Source organism: Mycobacterium sp. (genome assembly GCF_035640695.1).
Classification (GTDB): Bacteria; Actinomycetota; Actinomycetes; order Mycobacteriales; family Mycobacteriaceae; genus Mycobacterium.
Map to the genome: position 1 here is coordinate 39,256 of NZ_DASQVQ010000059.1, position 19,285 is coordinate 58,540.

General features: G+C 65.6%; 16 protein-coding genes and 1 pseudogene. 10 read left to right on the forward strand and 7 right to left on the reverse strand.

The window, feature by feature from the left end; translation table 11 throughout:
• Positions 1 to 23: 23 nt before the first annotated feature.
• Positions 24 to 3,086, forward strand: a complete 3,063-nt coding sequence (locus VE759_RS07035; RefSeq protein ID WP_324929567.1) for an ATP-binding protein — start codon at positions 24 to 26, stop codon at positions 3,084 to 3,086.
• A 2-nt stretch (positions 3,087 to 3,088) separates the two neighbouring features.
• On the opposite strand, the gene VE759_RS07040 is transcribed toward VE759_RS07035, so the two are convergent.
• From VE759_RS07040 to cobF, 4 genes and pseudogenes are all read right to left on the reverse strand, one after another.
• Complete coding sequence (locus tag VE759_RS07040; protein ID WP_414687851.1) at positions 3,089 to 3,577, reverse strand: zinc finger domain-containing protein; 489 nt, start codon at positions 3,575 to 3,577, stop codon at positions 3,089 to 3,091.
• A 132-nt stretch (positions 3,578 to 3,709) separates the two neighbouring features.
• Positions 3,710 to 3,952, reverse strand: a pseudogene (locus VE759_RS07045) (DNA-formamidopyrimidine glycosylase family protein); the annotation flags it as partial.
• Between the two features lie 41 nt (positions 3,953 to 3,993).
• Positions 3,994 to 4,395, reverse strand: coding sequence for a phage holin family protein (locus VE759_RS07050; RefSeq protein ID WP_324929569.1), 402 nt, complete (start codon positions 4,393 to 4,395; stop codon positions 3,994 to 3,996).
• A gap of 38 nt (positions 4,396 to 4,433) precedes the next feature.
• On the reverse strand, positions 4,434 to 5,174 hold the full coding sequence (gene cobF / locus VE759_RS07055; protein WP_324929571.1) for a precorrin-6A synthase (deacetylating): 741 nt from the start codon (positions 5,172 to 5,174) through the stop codon (positions 4,434 to 4,436).
• 117 nt (positions 5,175 to 5,291) lie between these two features.
• Here cobF and VE759_RS07060 point away from each other — a divergent pair, with 117 nt between their 5' ends.
• Positions 5,292 to 6,491 (forward strand): diiron oxygenase, encoded by a 1,200-nt coding sequence (locus VE759_RS07060; RefSeq protein WP_324929573.1) that lies wholly within the window; start codon positions 5,292 to 5,294, stop codon positions 6,489 to 6,491.
• On the opposite strand, the gene VE759_RS07065 is transcribed toward VE759_RS07060, so the two are convergent.
• Positions 6,488 to 7,387 (reverse strand): dienelactone hydrolase family protein, encoded by a 900-nt coding sequence (locus VE759_RS07065; RefSeq protein WP_324929575.1) that lies wholly within the window; start codon positions 7,385 to 7,387, stop codon positions 6,488 to 6,490. The two genes, VE759_RS07060 and VE759_RS07065, sit on opposite strands and share 4 nt — an antisense overlap.
• A gap of 131 nt (positions 7,388 to 7,518) precedes the next feature.
• On the opposite strand from VE759_RS07065, the gene VE759_RS07070 reads away from it, so the two are divergent.
• From VE759_RS07070 to VE759_RS07080, 3 genes are read left to right on the forward strand one after another with little or no spacing between them, the layout of a single operon-like run.
• On the forward strand, positions 7,519 to 8,550 hold the full coding sequence (locus tag VE759_RS07070; RefSeq protein WP_324929576.1) for a chemotaxis protein CheB: 1,032 nt from the start codon (positions 7,519 to 7,521) through the stop codon (positions 8,548 to 8,550).
• Between the two features lie 19 nt (positions 8,551 to 8,569).
• Positions 8,570 to 9,301, forward strand: a complete 732-nt coding sequence (locus tag VE759_RS07075; RefSeq protein ID WP_324929578.1) for an STAS domain-containing protein — start codon at positions 8,570 to 8,572, stop codon at positions 9,299 to 9,301.
• 49 nt (positions 9,302 to 9,350) lie between these two features.
• Positions 9,351 to 11,189, forward strand: a complete 1,839-nt coding sequence (locus VE759_RS07080) for a CheR family methyltransferase (RefSeq protein ID WP_324929580.1) — start codon at positions 9,351 to 9,353, stop codon at positions 11,187 to 11,189.
• Positions 11,190 to 11,195: 6 nt separating this feature from the next.
• Here VE759_RS07080 and VE759_RS07085 read toward each other — a convergent pair whose 3' ends face one another.
• Positions 11,196 to 11,579 (reverse strand): hypothetical protein, encoded by a 384-nt coding sequence (locus VE759_RS07085; RefSeq protein WP_324929582.1) that lies wholly within the window; start codon positions 11,577 to 11,579, stop codon positions 11,196 to 11,198.
• Between the two features lie 90 nt (positions 11,580 to 11,669).
• Between VE759_RS07085 and VE759_RS07090 the strand changes: the two genes are divergently transcribed.
• Positions 11,670 to 11,864: a hypothetical protein gene (locus tag VE759_RS07090; RefSeq protein WP_324929584.1), complete on the forward strand. Its 195-nt coding sequence runs from the start codon at positions 11,670 to 11,672 to the stop codon at positions 11,862 to 11,864.
• A gap of 73 nt (positions 11,865 to 11,937) precedes the next feature.
• On the opposite strand, the gene VE759_RS07095 is transcribed toward VE759_RS07090, so the two are convergent.
• On the reverse strand, positions 11,938 to 13,149 hold the full coding sequence (locus VE759_RS07095; RefSeq protein ID WP_414687850.1) for an ROK family transcriptional regulator: 1,212 nt from the start codon (positions 13,147 to 13,149) through the stop codon (positions 11,938 to 11,940).
• A 140-nt stretch (positions 13,150 to 13,289) separates the two neighbouring features.
• Here VE759_RS07095 and zwf point away from each other — a divergent pair, with 140 nt between their 5' ends.
• The 4 genes from zwf to VE759_RS07115 all read left to right on the forward strand — a co-directional run bounded on the left by zwf (position 13,290) and on the right by VE759_RS07115 (position 19,280).
• On the forward strand, positions 13,290 to 14,762 hold the full coding sequence (gene zwf / locus VE759_RS07100) for a glucose-6-phosphate dehydrogenase (RefSeq protein WP_324929589.1): 1,473 nt from the start codon (positions 13,290 to 13,292) through the stop codon (positions 14,760 to 14,762).
• A gap of 46 nt (positions 14,763 to 14,808) precedes the next feature.
• Positions 14,809 to 16,041, forward strand: coding sequence for an MFS transporter (locus VE759_RS07105; protein ID WP_324929591.1), 1,233 nt, complete (start codon positions 14,809 to 14,811; stop codon positions 16,039 to 16,041).
• A 69-nt stretch (positions 16,042 to 16,110) separates the two neighbouring features.
• Positions 16,111 to 17,865 carry a DUF3556 domain-containing protein gene (locus VE759_RS07110; protein ID WP_324929594.1) on the forward strand — a complete coding sequence of 585 codons (1,755 nt, stop codon included), beginning with the start codon at positions 16,111 to 16,113 and terminating at the stop codon, positions 17,863 to 17,865.
• Positions 17,862 to 19,280 (forward strand): NAD(P)/FAD-dependent oxidoreductase, encoded by a 1,419-nt coding sequence (locus tag VE759_RS07115; RefSeq protein WP_324929596.1) that lies wholly within the window; start codon positions 17,862 to 17,864, stop codon positions 19,278 to 19,280. Before VE759_RS07110 ends, VE759_RS07115 begins: the two co-directional genes overlap by 4 nt.
• Positions 19,281 to 19,285: the final 5 nt, after the last annotated feature.

Genomic DNA, 19,285 nt, shown 5'->3' on the forward strand with positions numbered 1-19,285 from the left:
CCTGCGGTTCGCCGGTCAACCCAATGGGCGCCGTCGGCGAGCGCAAGCAGGTGACGGTGTTGTTCGGTGATGTCGTCGGTTCGATGAGACTGGCGGCGGCGTTAGATCCCGAGCGGCTTCGGGAAATAATGTACGAGCTGTTCAACAAGTCGGCGGCGATCGTGCAGCGCTATCGGGGCACGGTGGACAAGTTCACCGGTGATGGCCTGATGGCCCTGTTCGGCGCGCCGGTAGCGCTCGAAGACCACGCCATGCGTGCATGCATCACGGCACTGGAAATCCAGGCGGCGGCAGAGAAACTCGCCGCCGAAGTGCGCCGTCGCGACAACGTCGAGCTGAAGGTCCGGGTAGGGCTCAATTCCGGTGAGGTGGTCGCTGGCGAAATCGGCCGCGGGCCAGGGCGTTACACCGCTGTGGGCCACAGCGTTGGCATGGCGCAGCGGATGGAGGCAGCCGCGCCACCCGGTACCGTCCTGTGCTCGGAATCGACGGCACGACTCGTTGAGGGTCGCGCACAACTTGGCCCGACCAATTCCGTGGCCGTCAAGGGTGAGACCCGGCTGATACCGGCACGGCGCCTGTTGTCGGTTCCCGTTCAAGAGACGGTCGTGGGCCGCGACGCGGGCCCAATGCTTGGCCGCGACGCCGAATTACAAGAAATTATGCGGGTTTTCGATTCGGGAGATGCCTCAGTCATCGGCGTCGTCGGCGAGCCCGGAATCGGTAAGAGCAGACTCATCCGCGAATTCGCCGCCCGTGTGAGGCGGAAAGAAGCCGACGTCGTCGTCGCTCGGTGCGACGCACACACCGCAGACGTTCCGCTGTGGGCCTTATCGCGAATGCTGCGCGCGATGTTCGGCGTCAGTCGATTGGATGACCCGGCGGCTCGCGCCCAAGTACTCGAGCGGCTGCCGATTACTGCGCATTCCGACGGGGCCCGCGTACTGTTCGATCTACTCGGCATCACGGAGCCGGGTAGCGCACCCGTCGAGCTGAGCCTCGACGCTAGGCACCGCCGACTCGTCGACGCCATGATCAAGGCGACCGAATTTCGTTCCCGCCGAGCGGTGTTCATACTCGAGGACGCGCACTGGATCGACGCAGCCAGTGAAGCCACGCTCAGCGAATTCGCCGCTTCGCTCTCCGCGCTCCAGTCGACGCTCGTGACCACATACCGCCCCGAATACCGGGGCCCCCTACGCGACCAGCCCGATACCACGATCACGCTGAGCCCGTTGACCGATGATACAGCGGTCGCAATGGCGGAAGGGCTCATCGGTCACGACCCGACGGTCGGCGGCATCGCCGACCTCATCGCGCGATCGGCCGCCGGCAATCCTTTCTTCGTCGAGGAGATGGTGCGCGATCTGGCCGACCGCGGCGTGTTGGCAGGCAGTCGGGGCTGCTACCGGCGCCAGGGCGATGTCGATCCGAGCACGGTGCCGGCAACCGTGCACACAGTCGTCGCCGCGCGCATCGATCGGCTTCCGCCGCAAGCCAAGTGGATCCTCAACGCGGCCGCGGTGATCGGGTCATCGTTCGATGTCGATAGGGTGCAGACACTGCTGCCGAACACCGATCGGGATGACCTGGCCGATCTCGTCTCCATGGAACTGATTGATCAAATCGAATTCCTGCCTCGCGCACGATACTGCTTTCGGCATCCGCTGATCAGGAAAGTGGCTTACGAATCGCAATTGACCGCCACTCGTGCCGGCGCACACCGCCGGCTCGCAAGCGCTCTTCAAACACTGCACCCGCCGGCGGTCGACGACAACGCGGCATTGATCGCCACCCATCTGGAGGCCGCCGGCGACCTAAAGCCCGCCTACGACTGGCACATGCGGGCGGCAAATTGGCTGAAGACGCGCGATATGGTTGCCGCGCGTACCAGCTGGGAACGAGCGCGGCGCATCGCCGACCGACTCCCGTCCGAACAGCCGGGAAGCATGGCATTGAGGGCCGCGCCACGAACAATGTTGGTGTGGACGGATTGGTTGGTCGGCGCCGACCCCGACGCCGATACGTGCTACGACGAGCTGCGGGCACTCACGGAGCAATCCGGTGACACCCTTTCGCTGGCAATCGGTATGGCCGGGCGGGTGACCGCGTGGTGCGAGAACTACAGCCGACCCGTCGCGGCCGCAGCCCTGGCCGCGGAGCTTGCGGGAATGATTGATGACGTCCGTGCCGATCCGATGTCGAAGGCCGACCTGCTGTTCGCCGTCACGTGGGCACAGTTTGTGGTGTGCGACTTCGAGGCCGTGCTGCGGAACGCCGACCGGATACGGCTCATCGCCGGAAGCGCCGTGACCGGTTCGATCGCGAGGGCCAATGCGGTGTGCGGGGTGAGCAGGATCCTCAGGGGAGACGTCCGGAGCGGTCGGCGAGAGCTGGCGATCGCAATCGAGCAGGCGCGCCAACTCGATCCTGTCACCCACGCGGCTGTGATGACGCTGAAGTGCGGTCTGGCCGCCATTGGACTCGAAATTCCCGAAGACACGACGCTCCAGGACGCGCGCGAAGCACTGAACCGAGCAGAGGAGTTCGGCGACAGGTTCGCGCTCGCGTGCGCGCTGTGGGCCTGCGGGACCCTGCTGCTGCGGATGGAGCGTCATTCCGTAGCCACCGCGGTTGATTACCTCGAGCGAGCGCGAAGCATCATTACCAAGCACCGGACTGTCACAATTGCGCTGGCACCGATCGAGGCCGACTTGGCCATCGCGGCCGCGCGCGCCGGGGATCGAGATGTTGCGATTGATTCGGTACGCGCAGCCCTAATCCGCCAATATGAGAATTTCGACTTCATGTTTCTCGGCGTCACGACCACCGCGCTCGTCCAACTTCTCGTCGACAGGAGCGGCGCCGACGACATCGCCGAGGCCACGGCATGGGCGCAACGACTCGAAGGCCAAGCCTCACAATTGACACTGCCGACATTCGAGTTGTCCGCGGCCTTCTGTCGAATCGTGATCACCCGCTCAGGCGGGGACGCGGCGCTATCGACGGCCCAGTATCTGGACATTGCCCAACGACTCGACGCCCGAGGGAAATTCCTGGTGCTGCATCCGGTAGCGACGACCTGAACTCACTTGAGCAACCGCGACAGCCGCCGGTCGGCCAGGATCTTGCCGCCGGTCTGGCAGGTCGGGCAGTACTGAAACGACTTGTCGGCGAACGACACCTCACGCACGGTGTCGCCGCACACCGGGCACGGCAGGCCGGTGCGGTCGTGCACCCGCAGTCCGGATCGCTTCTCGCCCTTCAACGTTGCGGCCTGCTGACCGACGGAGCGGGTGACGGCATCGTTCAGCACCGAAACCATCGCATCGTGCAGCGCGCCAAGCTGATCCGGCGTGAGCTTGCCCGCCGTCGCGAACGGCGAAATCTTGGCCACATGCAAGATTTCATCGCTGTACGCGTTGCCGATTCCGGCGATCACCTTCTGATCGGTGATCACCGTCTTGATACGTCCGCCGTTGTCTGCCAGCACCGCCGCCAGGTCCTCCGGTGTCAGCTCGAGCGCGTCGGGACCGAGCGCCGCGATGCCGGGAACCGTCCAGGGGTCGGTGACCAGCCACACCGCCAACCGCTTCTGCGTGCCGGCCTCGGTGAGGTCGAATCCCGGCGCCTCACCCGGGGTTCCCAGGTGTACCCGCAGCGCGATCGGCCCCTTGCCCGGCCTCAGTGGCGCGGCCGCCAGCCTGTCCGACCAGCGCAGCCAGCCGGCCCGCGACAGGTGGGTGATCAGGTGCAGGTCGCCGGCCTCGAGACCGAGGTACTTGCCCCAGCGGTTGGCGCCGGTGACGGCCCGGCCGCGCAACGCCGTCGGCGGCGGATCGAAGGTCTTGAGCACTTGCAGGGCCGCCACGTCGACGCGGCCGACCGGCAGGCCGACGGCGTGCTGTCGCAGATAGTCGGCGAGCGCCTCTACCTCGGGCAATTCGGGCATGCCTTCAGTCTGCCCGAACCGCCAACAGTGGGCAGTGAGCGCTACCTGCTCGCGGCGCGCCTGACATCACGAGTCACCAGCGAGAGCAGCCAGCTCACCACCGACAAAACGATCGCGGCCCAAATGGCCGTCCACCAGAAGTGGTCGATCTCTAGCCCCCAATGGGTGGTGTGCCGCGTGATCCACGCGGTGATCCACAGCATGAACGCGTTGATCACGATGTGAATAAGCCCGAGAGTCACGATGTAGAGCGGGATCGACACGATCTGCACGACCGGTTTGATGAAAGCGTTCACGAGACCGAAGATCACCGCGACGACGAAGACGATGCCGATCTTCTCCAACGTCGTGTTGCCGCCGACGAAGCTCAGCCCCGGCACCAGCAGCGTGACGATCCACAGCGCGACCCCGGTCACCGCGGCGCGGAGCAGAAATGGCCCCATGGCGCCGATCTTCCCACGGTTCTCTGCCGGCGCGCCGACTAAGCCGGTCGCAAGACGTACGTGTCCATGATCCAGCCGCGCCGGGCGCGCGCGTCGGCACGCAACGACACGATCTTTTCGCCCACTTCGCCGACCGTGCCGGACACCAAAAGCTCGTGCGGCGTACCCAGATACGCGCCCCACCAAATCCGGGTGTCCGGTGGGCAGGTCCGAAACGCGCAGTCGCCGTCGAGCATCACCACCGCCGTGCCGGTCAACCCGTCGCCGGCCAGCCGCCTGCCGGTGGTGATCAGCACCGGTTCGCCAATGTCGTTGAGCGGGATGCGATGACGGGCGGTGAGTGCCTGGATGGCGGTGATGCCGGGTATCACGTCGTAGTCGATGTCGACCCGCCGCGCGACCGCGTCGAGGATCCGCAGCGTGCTGTCGTACAGCGACGGGTCGCCCCACGCCAAGAAAGCGCCGACGCCGTCCGGCGCAAGCTCGCGTTCGATGGCCCCGGCCCACAGCCGCGCCCGTGCCGCATGCCACTCGGTCACACCCGCGCGATAGTCGCCGTCGGGGGCACGCTTGGGGTCGGGTAACTCGACGAAGCGATAGCTCCCCGGCGTCGTGATGAACCGCGCGCAGATGTCCCGCCGCCACCGCACCAAATCGCTCTTCGCCTCGCCCTTGTCACTGCCGAAGAAGACCTGCGTGGCGTTGAGCGCCCCGACTGCCGCCTGGGTCAAGTAGCCCGGGTCACCTGCGCCGATGCCGATGATGTGGATGTAACGCACACGGGGAGCGTAATCGCCCGAGTGTACGGTACTCAAAGTACCCGGTACCCGAGGTATTGACTAAACCCCTGAGCCGACTTAGCTTCGGATAGACGGCACTTTCGAAGGGCGGCAACGATGACTCCCTCAGTCAAGGCTTTAACCCGGGAAGAGTTCTCCGAGCGCTTGCTCAAGGGCTCGGTCAAGAAGTCCTACGCGCCGATCGTCGACATCGACTGGGACGCACCCCTGGACCCCGACAAGTTCTTCCTGCCGCCGAAAACCATCTCGCTGTATGGCTCGCCGCTGTGGCAGAAGATGACCCGCGCACAGCGAATCGAGCTGTCCCGCCAGGAATTCGTCAACACGTTGTCTGCGGGCATCTGGTTCGAGAACCTCCTCAACCAGTCGCTGCTGCGCGACATGATGCATAGGGATCCCACCTCCCCGGAAACGCACTACAAGCTCACCGAACTCGGCGACGAAACCCGGCACATGGTCATGTTCGGCATGGCGATCGAACGCGTCGGTGCCAAGCCGGTGCGGCCCCGGCTGTACCAGCGCATGATCATCAACGCGCTGCCATTGGTGTTCCGTGGGTCGCTGCTGTGGGTCGCCGCGCTGATCGGCGAGGAGATCTTCGACGCGTTGCAGCGCCAGATGATGGACGACCCGGAGCTGCAGCCGATGGTGCGGCGGCTCATGCGAATTCACGTCACCGAGGAGGCTCGCCACATCCAATTCGCCCGCGACGGGGTGCGCAGGCGCGTCGATCACATGCCGCGCCTCAACAAGATCTGGGTTGCCAACCTCAACGGCGCCGGCGGCCCGTTCTTCCGCTACCTGTTCACCAATCCCGTTCCGTACCGCCGCGCGGGTCTGGATGTGCGGCAGGCACGTCGGGCTGCCCGTAACAACCCGCACTACCACGACACCCAACGAATCGGCTTCGCGCCGCTCGCCGCGTTCCTCGAAGACATCGGCCTGATGGGGCCGATCGCCCGCAGGCTGTGGCGGCGCAGCAAGTTCCTGCCGTCAAAGTCGCATTCAGCTCCCGGCGAGCCGCTCCACGACGAGGTGTACGACGGATCCGCCGTGCTGACCGTCGGTGCCGACGGGCACGACGTGCGCGTGCGGCTGACCGGCCATTTAGACCCGATCGACGGCCGATACCATTGGCAGGGAACAGTTTTCGACGTACCGACGATACTCAAGGCCGCACAGCCGGTGACATTGACCATCGGTGAACGGCGTGCCCCCGCGCGCATCACCGAAGAAACCCCGTGGGGAAGCTATTCGATCGCCGGCGTCGGGATGCCGCCGTACGACCTCCATTAACCGACGTAGCGGCTCAACCAGTCGTTGAGCCGCTTCCACGCATCGGCCGATGCGGCGGCGTTGTACCGCGGCCCCGTGTCGTTGAAGAACGCGTGGTCGGCGTTCTGCTCCACGACCAGATCGCTGATCATGCCGGCCCGGTCCAGCGCCGCCTTTGCGGCTTGTTCGCTCGATGTGACGCGGGTGTCCAGTGAGCCGTAGAACGCCAGCACCGCCGCCTGCTTGGAGCCGGAGAAGTCCGGATTGTCCGGCAGCGGGCCGTAAAACGGAACGGCTGCGGCCAGCCGCGGTTCACCGGAGGCCAGCAGCCGCCAGACGAGTCCGCCGCCGAAGCAGAAGCCCACCACGGCGAGTTTCTTGTCGGGGACCCGGCGCTGCACCTCGTCGACGCCGGACTTCAGGTCGGCGACGAACCTCTCGGGCGGGACATTGCCCAGCGCCGCGGTCGCCTGCGCCGGGTCGGTAAAGGTTGCGGTGCCGCCCTCTTCGGAGAGCAAGTCGATGGCCAACGCCGAATAGCCTGCGCCGGCTAGTCGTGCCGCCACCGAGCGCACCCAGTCGTTGAGTCCCCTGTTCTCGTGAATGACCAGAACGCCGCCGCGGGCGTTCGAAGCCTCGGCCCAGGCACCGGACAGTTCGCCGTTCGGGCCCGGCCATTTCACCGCCACCGTCGGCACGGTGTGCTCCGCACCTGGCGGCGGTGCGGGCGGCCCGCTGGTTGTTGAGGGCTCCGGCGTCGTCTTCTTCTCCTCGCCACAGGCGGCGATCAGAGCCGTGGCCGCCGCCGTGCCGACCCCGAGCAGAGCCAGTCGACGCAGAGCCTCACGGCGCGAAAGCAGCCCGTCGACGTGATCGGTGGCGATTTCTTCGGCGATATAGCGCTGCAGTGGTGTCACGTTGGCGAGTATGCGCCTACAACCTCGCGCGTCAATGTGTATTGAATCTGGCGGTTTCATCCGTCACCGGCCGGTGCCATGCTGAGTGCATGAAGAAGGTTGCTTACCCGCCGCGTGGGTAACCAAAAACAATGACCAGCTCGTCGACCGCAGGACCTTCCACACCACGAGGCGTGGTAGCGGTCGGCGCGTCGGCGGGCGGCGTTGAGGCGCTGACCGACTTCGCCTCCGGCCTGCCTCGCGACCTTCCATATGCGGTCCTGGTCGTCTTGCACATACCACCCGACGCGCCCAGCGTGCTGGCAAAGATACTGGACCGCAGCGGGCCGTTGCCCGCGGTACCCGCCACGCACGGCGCCGAGCTTGAGCCCGGCACAATCCACGTCGCCGTACCCGATCGTCACCTGCTTATCCACGACCACCGGGTGGTCCTGTCGGATGGCCCCACCGAGAACGGTCACCGCCCGGCTATCAACGCGCTGTTTCGATCCGTCGCCCTCGGCTACGCCCAGCGCGCGGTGGGGATACTGCTGTCAGGTGTCCTCGATGATGGGGTGCTGGGATCGGCGGCAATCCGCAGTCGAGGGGGGACGACTATCGCGCAGCAGCCTTCCGGCGCCATGTTTTCGGGGCTGCCGCTCAACGCTGTCCAGGCCGGCGTGATCGATCACGAGATACCGGCCGCAGAGATGGGAGGTCTTCTCAAAGAGCTGGCCGATCGGGAATTCGAGGAGCGAGAAATGGAACCCGACCCGCGCATGGAACTAGAGAACCGAATCGCCATGGAAAAGCGATTCTCTACCTCATTCGACGCCGGGGCGTTGGGTCCGCCGTCGGGATACACCTGCCCGGACTGCAACGGCGGCCTCATGGTCGTCAGCGACGGCAACTTCAGATGCTGGGTCGGCCATGCGTGGACCGCCAATTCATTGCTGCGCGCACGTGATGCCGAGGTAGAGTCGGCCCTCTGGATCGCCGTGCGCAGCCTGCAGGAAAAGGCCAAACTGTCACGACGGCTGGCCGAAAGCATTGGTCCCAGCGGGCTATCCCGAAGATACAGTGCGATGGCGGACGAGGCCGAACACGCCGTGTCGGTGCTCAGCGATCGCCTCTCCGAGGCGTACGGAGACATGGGTGAATCGGGGGGCGTAAGTGCCAGTTGATCGAGGACATTCGCTGGTCGTGTCCGAGACGCTCACCGCGGGCACCCACGTTCTGGTCGCGCAGGGTGTCCTGGACAGCGCCACGTATCTCGGGCTGCGGGACCGAATCATCAAGGCGGCGCTCGATGATGCCCGCGCGGTGATCATCGACGTGACCGAGCTGGGGATTCCGGCCGAGTCTGCGCTGGCGGTGTTCACCAGCGCCCGGTGGCATGTGGGCCAATGGTCGAATGTGCCGATCGCGCTGGTGTGCTCGACGCGGTCGGGCCGACATGCCATCGGGCGCAATGGCATTACCCGGTATGTGCCCGTTTACCCGACCGTCGGGACCGCCCTCGACGAGCTGTCGCACGACGACCGTCGGCTCCTTCGGCGCCGGGCCCGCACCAAACTGCCCGCGATCACCGCCAGCGTCGCCCACTCGCGAGAGTTTGTGGCCGAGTGGCTGACATATTGGCAGCAGGCCGAGTTCATCGCTGTGGCCAAGATGATCGTGACCGTCTTCGTCGAGAATGTGCTGGCCCACACCGACAGCGAGCCGGCGATCCGCCTCGAGACCGACGGCGCGACAGTGACTGTCGCCGTCGACGACGGCAGCACCATCCGGGCCGGCCGCCGGGAGGAGCCGGACGGCCGTGAGCGAGTATCGGGCCTCGCCATTGTCGCCGCGTTGAGCCGGCGCTGGGGTAACGCGCCAACTCCGACTGGCAAAACGGTCTGGGCCGTGATCGGTCCTGAAAATCGCCTCTGAGCGCGAGTAAAGTTCCGTCCGCGGCAGTGTTGTCGGGCGGACGGGACGCATGAACGGCGAAAACGACGAGGCATTTGAAGCCCTTTTGCGCTACCTGAGGGATTCGCGCGGATTCGACTTCACCGGTTACAAGCGCAACTCGCTGATGCGTCGGGTGCGGCACCGGATGGAGCAGGGCGGACACGAGTCATTTGAGCAATACCTCGACGTGCTCCAGGCCAGCTCGGACGAGTTCGCCGCGTTGTTCAACACGATTTTGATCAACGTCACGGACTTCTTCCGCGATCCCCCGGCGTGGGACTACCTCCGGCAACAGATCATCCCGTCGATGCTCGCCGAACGCGGCCCCAACGACCCGATTCGGGTGTGGAGCGCGGGCTGCGCGTCCGGCCAGGAGGCCTACACGTTGGCGATGGTGTTGGCCGAGGCACTCGAGCCGGACGCCTTCCGCCAACGCGTCAAGATCTATGCGACCGACGTTGACGAGGAGGCGCTCACCGAGGCGCGGGCCGCGTCCTACGAAGCCAAGGCCGTCGAATCGGTGCCCGAGGAACTGCTCGAGCGGTACTTCGAAAACAGCGGCGGGCGCTACGTCTTTCGCAGCGACCTTCGCCGAGCAGTGATCTTCGGCCGCAACGACCTGGTGAAGGACGCGCCGATTTCTCGGGTGGATCTGCTGGTCTGCCGCAACACCTTGATGTACCTGAACGCCGAGACGCAGCAAACTGTCTTGGGGCGCTTGCATTTCGCTCTGGCAGCCAGTGGGATACTGTTCCTTGGCCACGCCGAGATGTTGCTCAGTCACACCGATCGGTTCATACCGCTGAACCTCAAGCATCGCTTTTTCCGCAAGGCCGCGGGCTCTCATCGTATCGAGTGGTTTGACCCGGCGATGGCATTGGCGGACCGCCACGGCGACCTAGTTGGGCTTGACCCACTTCGCGACATGGCGTTCCGGGCCAGCCCGGTCGCGCAGATCGTGGTGACCGCCGATGACACCGTCGCGATGATCAACCAGCACGCCGAAAGCATGTTCGGGCTCTCGGCACGTGACATCGGCCGCCTGCTGCGAGATCTTGAGGTGTCGTACCGGCCGGTCGAACTGCGTGCCTACATCGAGCAGGCAAAGTCGGAGCGACGGTCCCCCCGTATCCAGGACGTGAAGTGGCAGCGACCGGGCACAGACACCGTATGGTTCGAAATCCACGTCAATCCGCTGATCGACGCCGAGCGCGGGCTGCTGGGTGTGTCGATTGTGTTTTTCGACGTCACCGCGACCAGGGCGCTGCTGGACAAGGTCGTCCAGACCAATCGCCAGCTCGAGGCGGCCTACGAGGAGTTGCAGTCCACCAACGAAGAGCTCGAAACCACGAACGAGGAGCTGCAGTCGACCGTCGAGGAGCTCGAAACCACCAACGAGGAGCTGCAGTCGACCAACGAAGAGCTCGAGACGATGAACGAGGAGCTGCAGTCGACCAACGACGAACTGCACACCATCAACGACGCGCTGCGGGAACGCAGTTCCGAGCTCGATGACGCCCGGAACTTCCTCCGTTCACTGGTTGATTCTGTCCATCTCGGCATGGTCGTGGTGGACCGCGAGATGCGAGTGGTGGTGTGGAACCAGCGATCCGAAGAACTCTGGGGACTGCGCGCGGACGAAGCGACGGGCTCGGACCTCACCGGATTGGACATCGGGCTGCCGGTCAGTGAAATCCGGCCGCTCATCGGCAATTCCTTCGTCGATCCGAACAACGCCGGCGAAGCCGTGGTCGACGCGGTGAATCGGCGTGGCCGGCCGATCCGCGTCCGCGTCACCTGCGCGGCGTTTCGGGCCGACGAGCAGGCGGTCAACGGCGCGTTGTTGCTGATGGAAGTTCAACGGTAGCGGGCGCTACCGGCTCTCTCGCTCGTCGACTTGCGCCGCCGCCTCGTGAAGTTCGGCCAGGTCTCGGTGGCGGGCGGCTGCTTCTTGACGGGAGTTGCCCTCGCCGTCGCCGGCGTGGATGGCCGCCTGCTCATGGGCGGCCGCGGCCAATCGGTGGGCTCGCCCGGCGTCCCTGTGCTTTGCCGCGGCCGCTCCATGGGCACGCTTGGCACGTGTGAGTGCCTCGTCAAGGCGCTGGCGCGCCAAGTTCAGCGACTCCGGGGTGGCCGCTATGCCCTGCGCCAGCTCAGCTCGCCGACGCTGCAACTCGTCGGCCCTGGCCTTCGCCGAGGCTGCCCGGTCGGCTGGACCTTCGGCGCTCTCGCCCCGCTGAGGCGGCGCGGTGGTCATCGCGGCGGCTCACTTGCGTGGCGGGCTCGCACGACGGCATGCGTCAGCGCCACGACTCGCGGGCGTGTGGATTCGCGCGGTTCAGCTACCATGGCGCTCACCTCGATGGATGACCTGCCACAACGGTACGCGCATTTGGTCGGCGCCGGGAGAAAAAATCGGCCGCGTACCCTTGCTCGGTACAGCCTCGTCGTCATCGGCTGGATGTGGGCGCTGAAGTTCGCCTCGTATGAACAGTCGCTGGTGTCAGAGCGCCCGCTGCGGCTTTCCGGCGTTGTCGTTTAACGGCGAATTCCTGATCAAAGATGTTGCGCTGTGGGAATTTCGGTGTGAACGCTGCCCGACTCGATCGCCGCGATCAGCCGCGCCGCTTCCGAGGAGTCGTGATCAGCGTGGCATCGATCACCGCGGCGCTGAGCACATGATCCAGAACCATCGTGGCGCTTCCGACGACGCCGGACTGGTCGCCGTAGGTGGACGGAACCACCTGAAGTACCCGGGTGGCCAGAGCCGTTGCGTTGCCATACAACGTTTCCCTCAGGCCGGCGACGAAGACGTCGTACGCCTTGGCCATGTCACCGGCGACCACCAGGACCGCGGGGTTCAGCAGATTCACCGCGCCGGCGACGACTTCGCCAACATGGCGACCGCTCTCCCGGATCATCCGGCGGGCGTCTGAGTCGCCGCTGTTGGCGAGTTCCACGACATCCCGGATGTGTCCTACGGCGCGGCCCTGCCGCTGAAGTGCCCGCACCAGGGCCCAGCCCCCGGCGACAGCCTCGAGGCAACCCGTATCCCCGCAGCGGCACGGCACTCCGGCGGCCGCAGGGATCTTGTTGTGACCGAGTTCTCCGGCGGCTTCGACGGCGCCATGTTGTAGCACCCCGCCGCAGATGATGCCGGCACCAAGGCCGGTGGACGCCTTGAGTACCAGCAGGTTTTCGAAAGCCCTTCGATCACCACGGCTTTCGGCCAACGCGATGACATTGGCGTCGTTGTCGGCGATCACGCGCGCCTCGGTCAGCTCGCCGAAGTACGGCGCTAACGGGACGCCGTCCCAGCCACTCATGATCGGCGAACTGAGGCTGCACGCGCGCTCACGGTCGACGGTGCCGGGCAGCGACAGACCGACGCCATAAATACGGTCGCCGCGGTGACCCGATTCCTCCAACAACACATCGAGCCGCTTGACCACGTCGGGCATCAAATCGTCCGCTCCAATGCCCGGCTCCTGGTCGATGTCGGCGAGCACCAAAACTTCACCGGCGAGGTTGCATACGGCAAGGCGGGTGCGGCTCCGACCGATCGCGGCGGACAACACCACGCCCCCGTCGGCGTTGAACGTCAACAGCGTCGCCGGCCGACCCCCGGTGGACGGTGCTTGCTCACGCTCGATCACAAGCCCTCGGTCGGTGAGCGGCGACAAACGCGCCGACACCGCCGTGCGCGACAGACCGGTGAGTTGACCGATCTCAGCGCGGGTAGTGGCCTGCCGGTGCCGGATCAGCGCATAGATGTCGCCCGCAGTCGTCGCCGACGCATATGTCCTGGATAAGGCCATGCCAACCATTCAAGCAAGTCGCAAGCCGGTCTGGCAAGAAACGTAACTCCCATCACTTTTGTATTGGAAATACCCAAGTTGGTTTGTTCGACTTCAGAAGTCTCGCTATGGTGGCGAAGGTCCGACGAAACCACCATCGAGGAGGCCAGATGGAGACCACAGCCGCGGTTGACCACTGCGACTTCGTGATCTTCGGGGGCACCGGTGACCTGGCGGTAAGAAAGCTGCTGCCGGCACTGTTTCTTCGCGACCGCGACGGTCAGCTGAGCAACCACACCCGCATCATCGGCGTCGCCCGAGCCGGCCTCGACGAGCCAGGGTATCGCGACAAAGTCCGCGCCGAGATCGGCCGATTCGTCGCCTCCGAGTTGCTCGAGGCCGACACCGTGGACCGCTTCCTGGCTCGACTGCGGTTCGTCAGCATCGACTTCGCCGAGCCCGCCGACTTCGTTGCCCTCAACGATGTCCTTGCCGCCCCGGCCGCCGGGATCCGGGTGTTCTACCTGGCCTGCGCGCCCGCGCTGTTCGGGCCGATATGCAGTGCGCTCGGCCGGCGAGGCCTGGTGACGCCGACGGCGCGTGTGGTGCTGGAGAAGCCGATCGGCCACGACCTCGCGTCCGCGCAGGCCGTCAACGACGCCGTCGGCGCCGTGTTCGACGAGCGGCAGATCTTCCGGATCGACCACTACCTCGGCAAGGAGAGCGTGCAGAACCTGCTCGTCACCAGGTTCGCGAACACACTGCTCGAACCGTTGTGGAACTCGAGCTGGATCGACCACGTCCAGATCACGGCCGCCGAATCGCTCGGCGTCGGAGCTCGAGGCGACTACTACGACAAGTCCGGCGCGCTGCGCGACATGCTGCAGAACCATCTGCTGCAGGTGCTGTGCCTGGTCGCGATGGAACCCCCGACCTACGTGGACCGCGAAACCGTGCGCGACGAGAAACTCAAGGTGCTGCAGGCCTTGAAACCGCTCTCGGTCGACGAGATCAAGCGGCACACCGTCACCGGTCAGTACGGGCCCGGCCTCGTCGGCGACGAGGCCGTCGCCGGCTACCGCGAGGACGCCGAAAACCCCGACAGTTCAACAGAAACGTTCGTCGCGGTGAAGGCCCAGGTCAACAACTGGCGGTGGGCCGGTGTGCCGTTCTACCTACGTACCGGGAAGCGGATGCCGCAGCGATACTCCGAGATCGTCGTCCAGTTCAAACCCGTTCCGCTGCCGCTGTTTCCCGGCAACGACGCCGCCGAGCCCAACCGGCTCGTCATCAAGCTGCAGCCGGATGAGGAGATGCGGCTGGAAATGATCGCCAAAGAGCCTGGGCCAGGCGGGATTCGGATTCGCCCGGTGTCGCTGAAGCTCAACTACACCGAGGCCTTTCAGCGACGCTCTCCCGATGCCTATGAGCGGCTGCTGATGGATGTCGTTCGCGGAAATCCGACCCTCTTCATGCGCCGCGACGAGGTGGAAGCGGCGTGGGCGTGGGTCGAGCCGATTCTGCTGGAGTGGCAGACCTCCGGCCGCGTGCCGCGGCCATATCCGGCCGGCACTGACGGGCCGATCGATGCCGCGACGCTGATCGAGCGAGACGGTCGGCACTGGCACGAGCAGGCCGCATGACGCGCGACAACTCACCAGTCCCAACGCAGCGAAAGCCTAGATCCCCGTGACCGTTTCACTCGATCGTCCATCCGCGCCGGTTGCCGTCGTCGCCCCCGCCCCGGAGCTGCGCTGGTTGGCGGTGTTCGCACTCGCCATCGGCGGGTTCGGCATCGGCACCACCGAGTTCGTCGCGATGGGTCTGCTTCCCGAGATCGCCTCCGGCTTGCACATCACCGAACCGACCGCCGGACACGTCATTTCGGCGTATGCGCTCGGCGTCGTCGTCGGGGCGCCATCGATCGCGGCACTCACCGCACGAGTGCCCCGCAGGACTCTGCTGCTGGGCCTGATGGCTGTTTTCACGGCGGGCAACCTTGCCAGTGCGCTGGCCCCCTCCTATCAGCTCTTGCTGGCGGCACGCTTCATCGCGGGGCTGCCCCACGGCGCGTTCTTCGGCGTCGCCGCCCTGGTCGCCGCGCATTTGATGGGCCCAGGCAACCGGGCCAAGGCCGCCGCGCATGTGATGACCGGCTTGACGGTGGCCACCGTCGCCGGCGTGCCTGTGGCATCGTCGTTGGGCCAAACGATGGGCTGGCGCAGCGCTTTCGGGCTCGTGGTCGCGATCGGCGTGGCCACCTTGACCGCGATCTGGTGCTGGATGCCCGGACTTCGCTCGATGCACGCCACCAGTCCGCTGACGGAGCTCGGCGCGCTGAAGCGGGTGCAAGTGTGGCTGGCGGTGTTCGTGGGGATGATCGGCTTCGGCGGAATGTTCGCGGTATACACCTATGTCAGCACGACGCTGACCGGCGTCGCGGGCCTTCACCGCGCGTTAGTTCCAGTCGCGCTGATGATCTTCGGCATCGGGATGGTGATGGGCAACCTGGTCGGTGGCCGGATGGCCGACATCTCGGTGATCCGCGGACTCTATGTATCGATCGGCGCGCTAGGCCTCGTGCTGGCGATGTTCGTCATCCTCGCGCACAATCCGTGGACGGCGTTGGTGGGCTTGTTCGCCGTCGGCGCGGCGGGCTCGGCGATCGCGCCGGCACTGCAGACACGACTGATGGACGTCGCCCACGGCGCCCAAACATTGGCGGCCGCACTGAATCACTCCGCGCTCAACATTGCCAACGCGACCGGGGCGTGGATCGGCGGGCTGGTGATCGCCGCCGGCTACGGCTACACCGCACCAGCGGCCGCCGGTGCCCTGCTGGCCGTCGCGGGACTGACGGTGCTGACGATCTCGGTGCTTGCCGAGCGCCGCAGTCGCCGCCGACGCCGCCGACGCGGCTGACGCCGATAGAAGCCACGCGCTTCACGAAATGCGGCCGTCATTCGTGCGCGCCGGGCATAGGGTGCGGGCATGGGGTTCATGAAGCCGGACCTTCCGGACGTCGATCACGACACCTTCCTCACGCTTCCCCGTTGGCAGCGGCTGCAGACCATGACCCGGCACTGGGTGGAAAACGGCTTCGGCACGCCGTACGCGGTGTATCTGCTCTACGTCGTCAAGATCGCCGTGTACGTCGCCAGCGCCGCGGCCGTGATCTCGTTGACCCCCGGCCTTGGTGGACTCACCCACATCGCGTCGTGGTGGACGCAGCCGATCGTCTATCAGAAGGTCGTCCTCTTCACCATTCTGTTCGAGGTGCTTGGACTGGGCTGCGGCTCCGGTCCCCTGACACTGCGGTTCGTCCCGCCGTTCGGCGGTTTCCTGTACTGGCTGCGGCCTGGCACGGTGCGCCTCGCGCCATGGCCGGACAAGATTCCGTTCACCGGCGGTGACACCCGCACGGCGTTCGATGTCGCGCTGTATGCAGTCGTGCTGGTCTCCGGCGTCTGGGCGTTGCTTTCTCCCGGCGCGGGTGGCCCGGTCACGACGAGCGGCGACGTCGGGCTGATCTCCCCGACGCGCGTCATACCGCTGATCGTCGCCCTGGCCGTGCTCGGTCTGCGCGACAAGACGATCTTCCTGGCCGCCCGCGCCGAGCATTACTGGCTGACGCTGTTCGTGTTCTTCTTCCCGTTCACCGATCAGATCGCGGCCTACAAGATCATCTTGCTGGGGCTGTGGTGGGGTGCGGCGACGTCGAAGCTCAACCACCACTTCCCGTATGTCGTCGGCGCGATGATGAGCAACAGCCCGGTATTGCGGAGCAAGTGGGTGAAGCGCAAGCTCTACCGCGACCCGGTCAACGACCTTCGCCCCTCCCGGCTGCCACAGCTGATGGCCCACGTCGGCGGTACCACGGCGGAATTCCTTGTGCCACTGATACTGGTGTTCTTCGCCGACGGTCAACCGTGGGTATGGATACCGATCGCGTTCATGGTGCTCTTCCACCTCAACATCATTTCGACCATCCCCTTGGGAGTGCCGCTGGAGTGGAACGTCTTCTTCATCTTCTCGTTGTTCTACCTCTTCGGGCACTACGGCTCGATCACGGTCTACGACCTGAACTCGCCGCTGCTACTGGCGATCCTGATCGTGGGGCTGGCGATAATTCCGATTGCGGGAAACCTGTTTCCCAAACAGATTTCTTTCCTGCCCGCAATGCGCTACTACGCGGGCAACTGGGCCACCAGCGCATGGTGCTTACGGCCCGGCGCCGAGGACAAGATCGAGGCAAACGTCAACAAGGTGTCGGCCCTCGCCAACAGGCAACTCGCCCGGCTCTACGGTCCAGCGACCGCGGAGATCATGATCGAAAAGATCATGGGCTGGCGGGCCATCCATTCACACGGCCGGGCGCTCAACGGCCTGGTGCGACGCGCAGTCGACAACGAATCCGCCTACGTGATCCGCGACGGCGAATACATCGCTGGACCGATCCTGGGCTGGAATTTCGGCGAGGGTCACCTACACAACGAACAACTGTTGGCCGCGCTGCAGCGCCGTTGTCACTTCGACGAGGGCGAGGTCCGTGTCGTCATCCTGGAAAGCCAACCGATCCATCGCCAGCGGCAGGCCTACCGCATCGTCGACGCCAAGACCGGCCTGATCGAGGAGGGCTACGTCGACGTGGCCGACCTGCTCACCCGGCCGCCCTGGCCCGAGCCCGATGACGATTTTCCCGTCCACCTGACCGGCGATCACGCCGAGCCGCACGGTCGGCGATGAGCACCGCGATCATCGTCGGATCCGGCCCCAACGGTCTGGCTGCGGCGATTACCTTGGCCGAAAACGGCGTCGAAGTAACGGTTTTGGAAGCCAAGCCCACCATCGGCGGCGGCACCCGCACCAGCGAACTCACGCTTCCGGGGCTGCTACACGACGACTGCTCGGCGGTGCATCCGATGACCGCGGCGTCGCCGTTCATCCAGTCGCAGCGTCTCGAAAACTACGGGCTGCGTTGGCGATACCCCGAGATCGATATGGCGCATCCTTTCGATGACGGCAACGCCGCAACCCTGCACACGTCGATCGACGCCACCGCCAACCAGTTCCCCGACCACGATGCCCGCGCCTGGCGCAAGGTATTCGCACCGTTGGCACAACGGTTCGATCGGCTGCGCGACGACGTGTTCCGCCCGATCGTTCATTTTCCCGAACATCCTTTCGCGTTGGCCGGCTTGGGAATCCAGTCGATGCTGCCGGCCACCGTGCTGGCCCGCCGATGGCGCACCGCGCAGGCCCGTGCATTGTTCGGCGGCGTGGCCGCACACATCTACTACCCGCTGAGCCGGCCAGCGACCTCCGCGGTCGGGCTGATGATCACCGCGGCCGGGCACCGCTACGGCTGGCCCGTCGCCGAGGGCGGGTCGCGCTCGGTCTCCGACGCAATGGCGAAGCGGCTGGCCGAGCTGGAAGCCAACATCGAAACCGGCGTGACCGTCGAATCGCTGAGCGACCTGGCCGCCGATGTCGTGATGCTGGATCTTGCGCCGCGGGCGGTCGCGGGGATCGCCGGGGACAAGCTGCCGGCACGGGTGCGCCGCGCCTACCGGCGATACCGGCACGGTCCCGGGGCCTATAAGCTCGATATCGCACTCGACGGCGACATCCCGTGGCGCAACCCGGCATGCCGACGCGCCGGCACCGTGCACGTCGGCGGAACATTCGAAGAAATCGTTGCCGCAGAGCGAGATATCGCCAACGGCGTTATGCCACGCCGGCCGTTCGTGTTGGTCGGGCAACAATATCTCGCCGACCCGACCCGCAGCTCTGCCGGACGCAACCCGGTCTGGGCCTACGCCCATGTCCCGCACGGCTACACCGGCGACGCGACAGAGGCGACCCTGGCCCAAATCGAGCGCTTCGCGCCCGGCTTCAAAGAGCGGGTGCTCGCCGTCCATGTTCGTACACCGGCGGACTTGGCGGCCTACAACCCCAACTACATTGGAGGCGACATCCTCACCGGACGCAACGACCCGCTGCAGGTCCTCCTGCGGCCACGGGTGAGCACGGATCCTTACCGGACCGCGATACCCGGCACGTATATCTGCTCGGCGGCCACTCCACCCGGGACGGGAGTGCACGGGATGTGCGGGCACAACGCCGCCCTATCCGCGCTGCGCTACTTGCAACGGATCTGACGAAG

Bases quoted from the DNA above. Each gene is read 5' to 3' on its own strand.
- VE759_RS07080 (WP_324929580.1), top strand. From the start codon at position 9,351: ATGAACGGCGAAAACGACGAGGCATTTGAAGCCCTTTTGCGCTACCTG.
- VE759_RS07035 (WP_324929567.1), top strand. From the start codon at position 24: ATGGGCGCCGTCGGCGAGCGCAAGCAGGTGACGGTGTTGTTCGGTGAT.
- VE759_RS07070 (WP_324929576.1), top strand. From the start codon at position 7,519: ATGACCAGCTCGTCGACCGCAGGACCTTCCACACCACGAGGCGTGGTA.
- VE759_RS07110 (WP_324929594.1), top strand. From the start codon at position 16,111: ATGGGGTTCATGAAGCCGGACCTTCCGGACGTCGATCACGACACCTTC.
- VE759_RS07060 (WP_324929573.1), top strand. From the start codon at position 5,292: ATGACTCCCTCAGTCAAGGCTTTAACCCGGGAAGAGTTCTCCGAGCGC.
- VE759_RS07050 (WP_324929569.1), bottom strand. From the start codon at position 4,395: ATGGGGCCATTTCTGCTCCGCGCCGCGGTGACCGGGGTCGCGCTGTGG.
- VE759_RS07115 (WP_324929596.1), top strand. From the start codon at position 17,862: ATGAGCACCGCGATCATCGTCGGATCCGGCCCCAACGGTCTGGCTGCG.
- VE759_RS07095 (WP_414687850.1), bottom strand. From the start codon at position 13,149: ATGGTTGGCATGGCCTTATCCAGGACATATGCGTCGGCGACGACTGCG.
- VE759_RS07085 (WP_324929582.1), bottom strand. From the start codon at position 11,579: ATGACCACCGCGCCGCCTCAGCGGGGCGAGAGCGCCGAAGGTCCAGCC.
- VE759_RS07090 (WP_324929584.1), top strand. From the start codon at position 11,670: ATGGCGCTCACCTCGATGGATGACCTGCCACAACGGTACGCGCATTTG.
- zwf (WP_324929589.1), top strand. From the start codon at position 13,290: ATGGAGACCACAGCCGCGGTTGACCACTGCGACTTCGTGATCTTCGGG.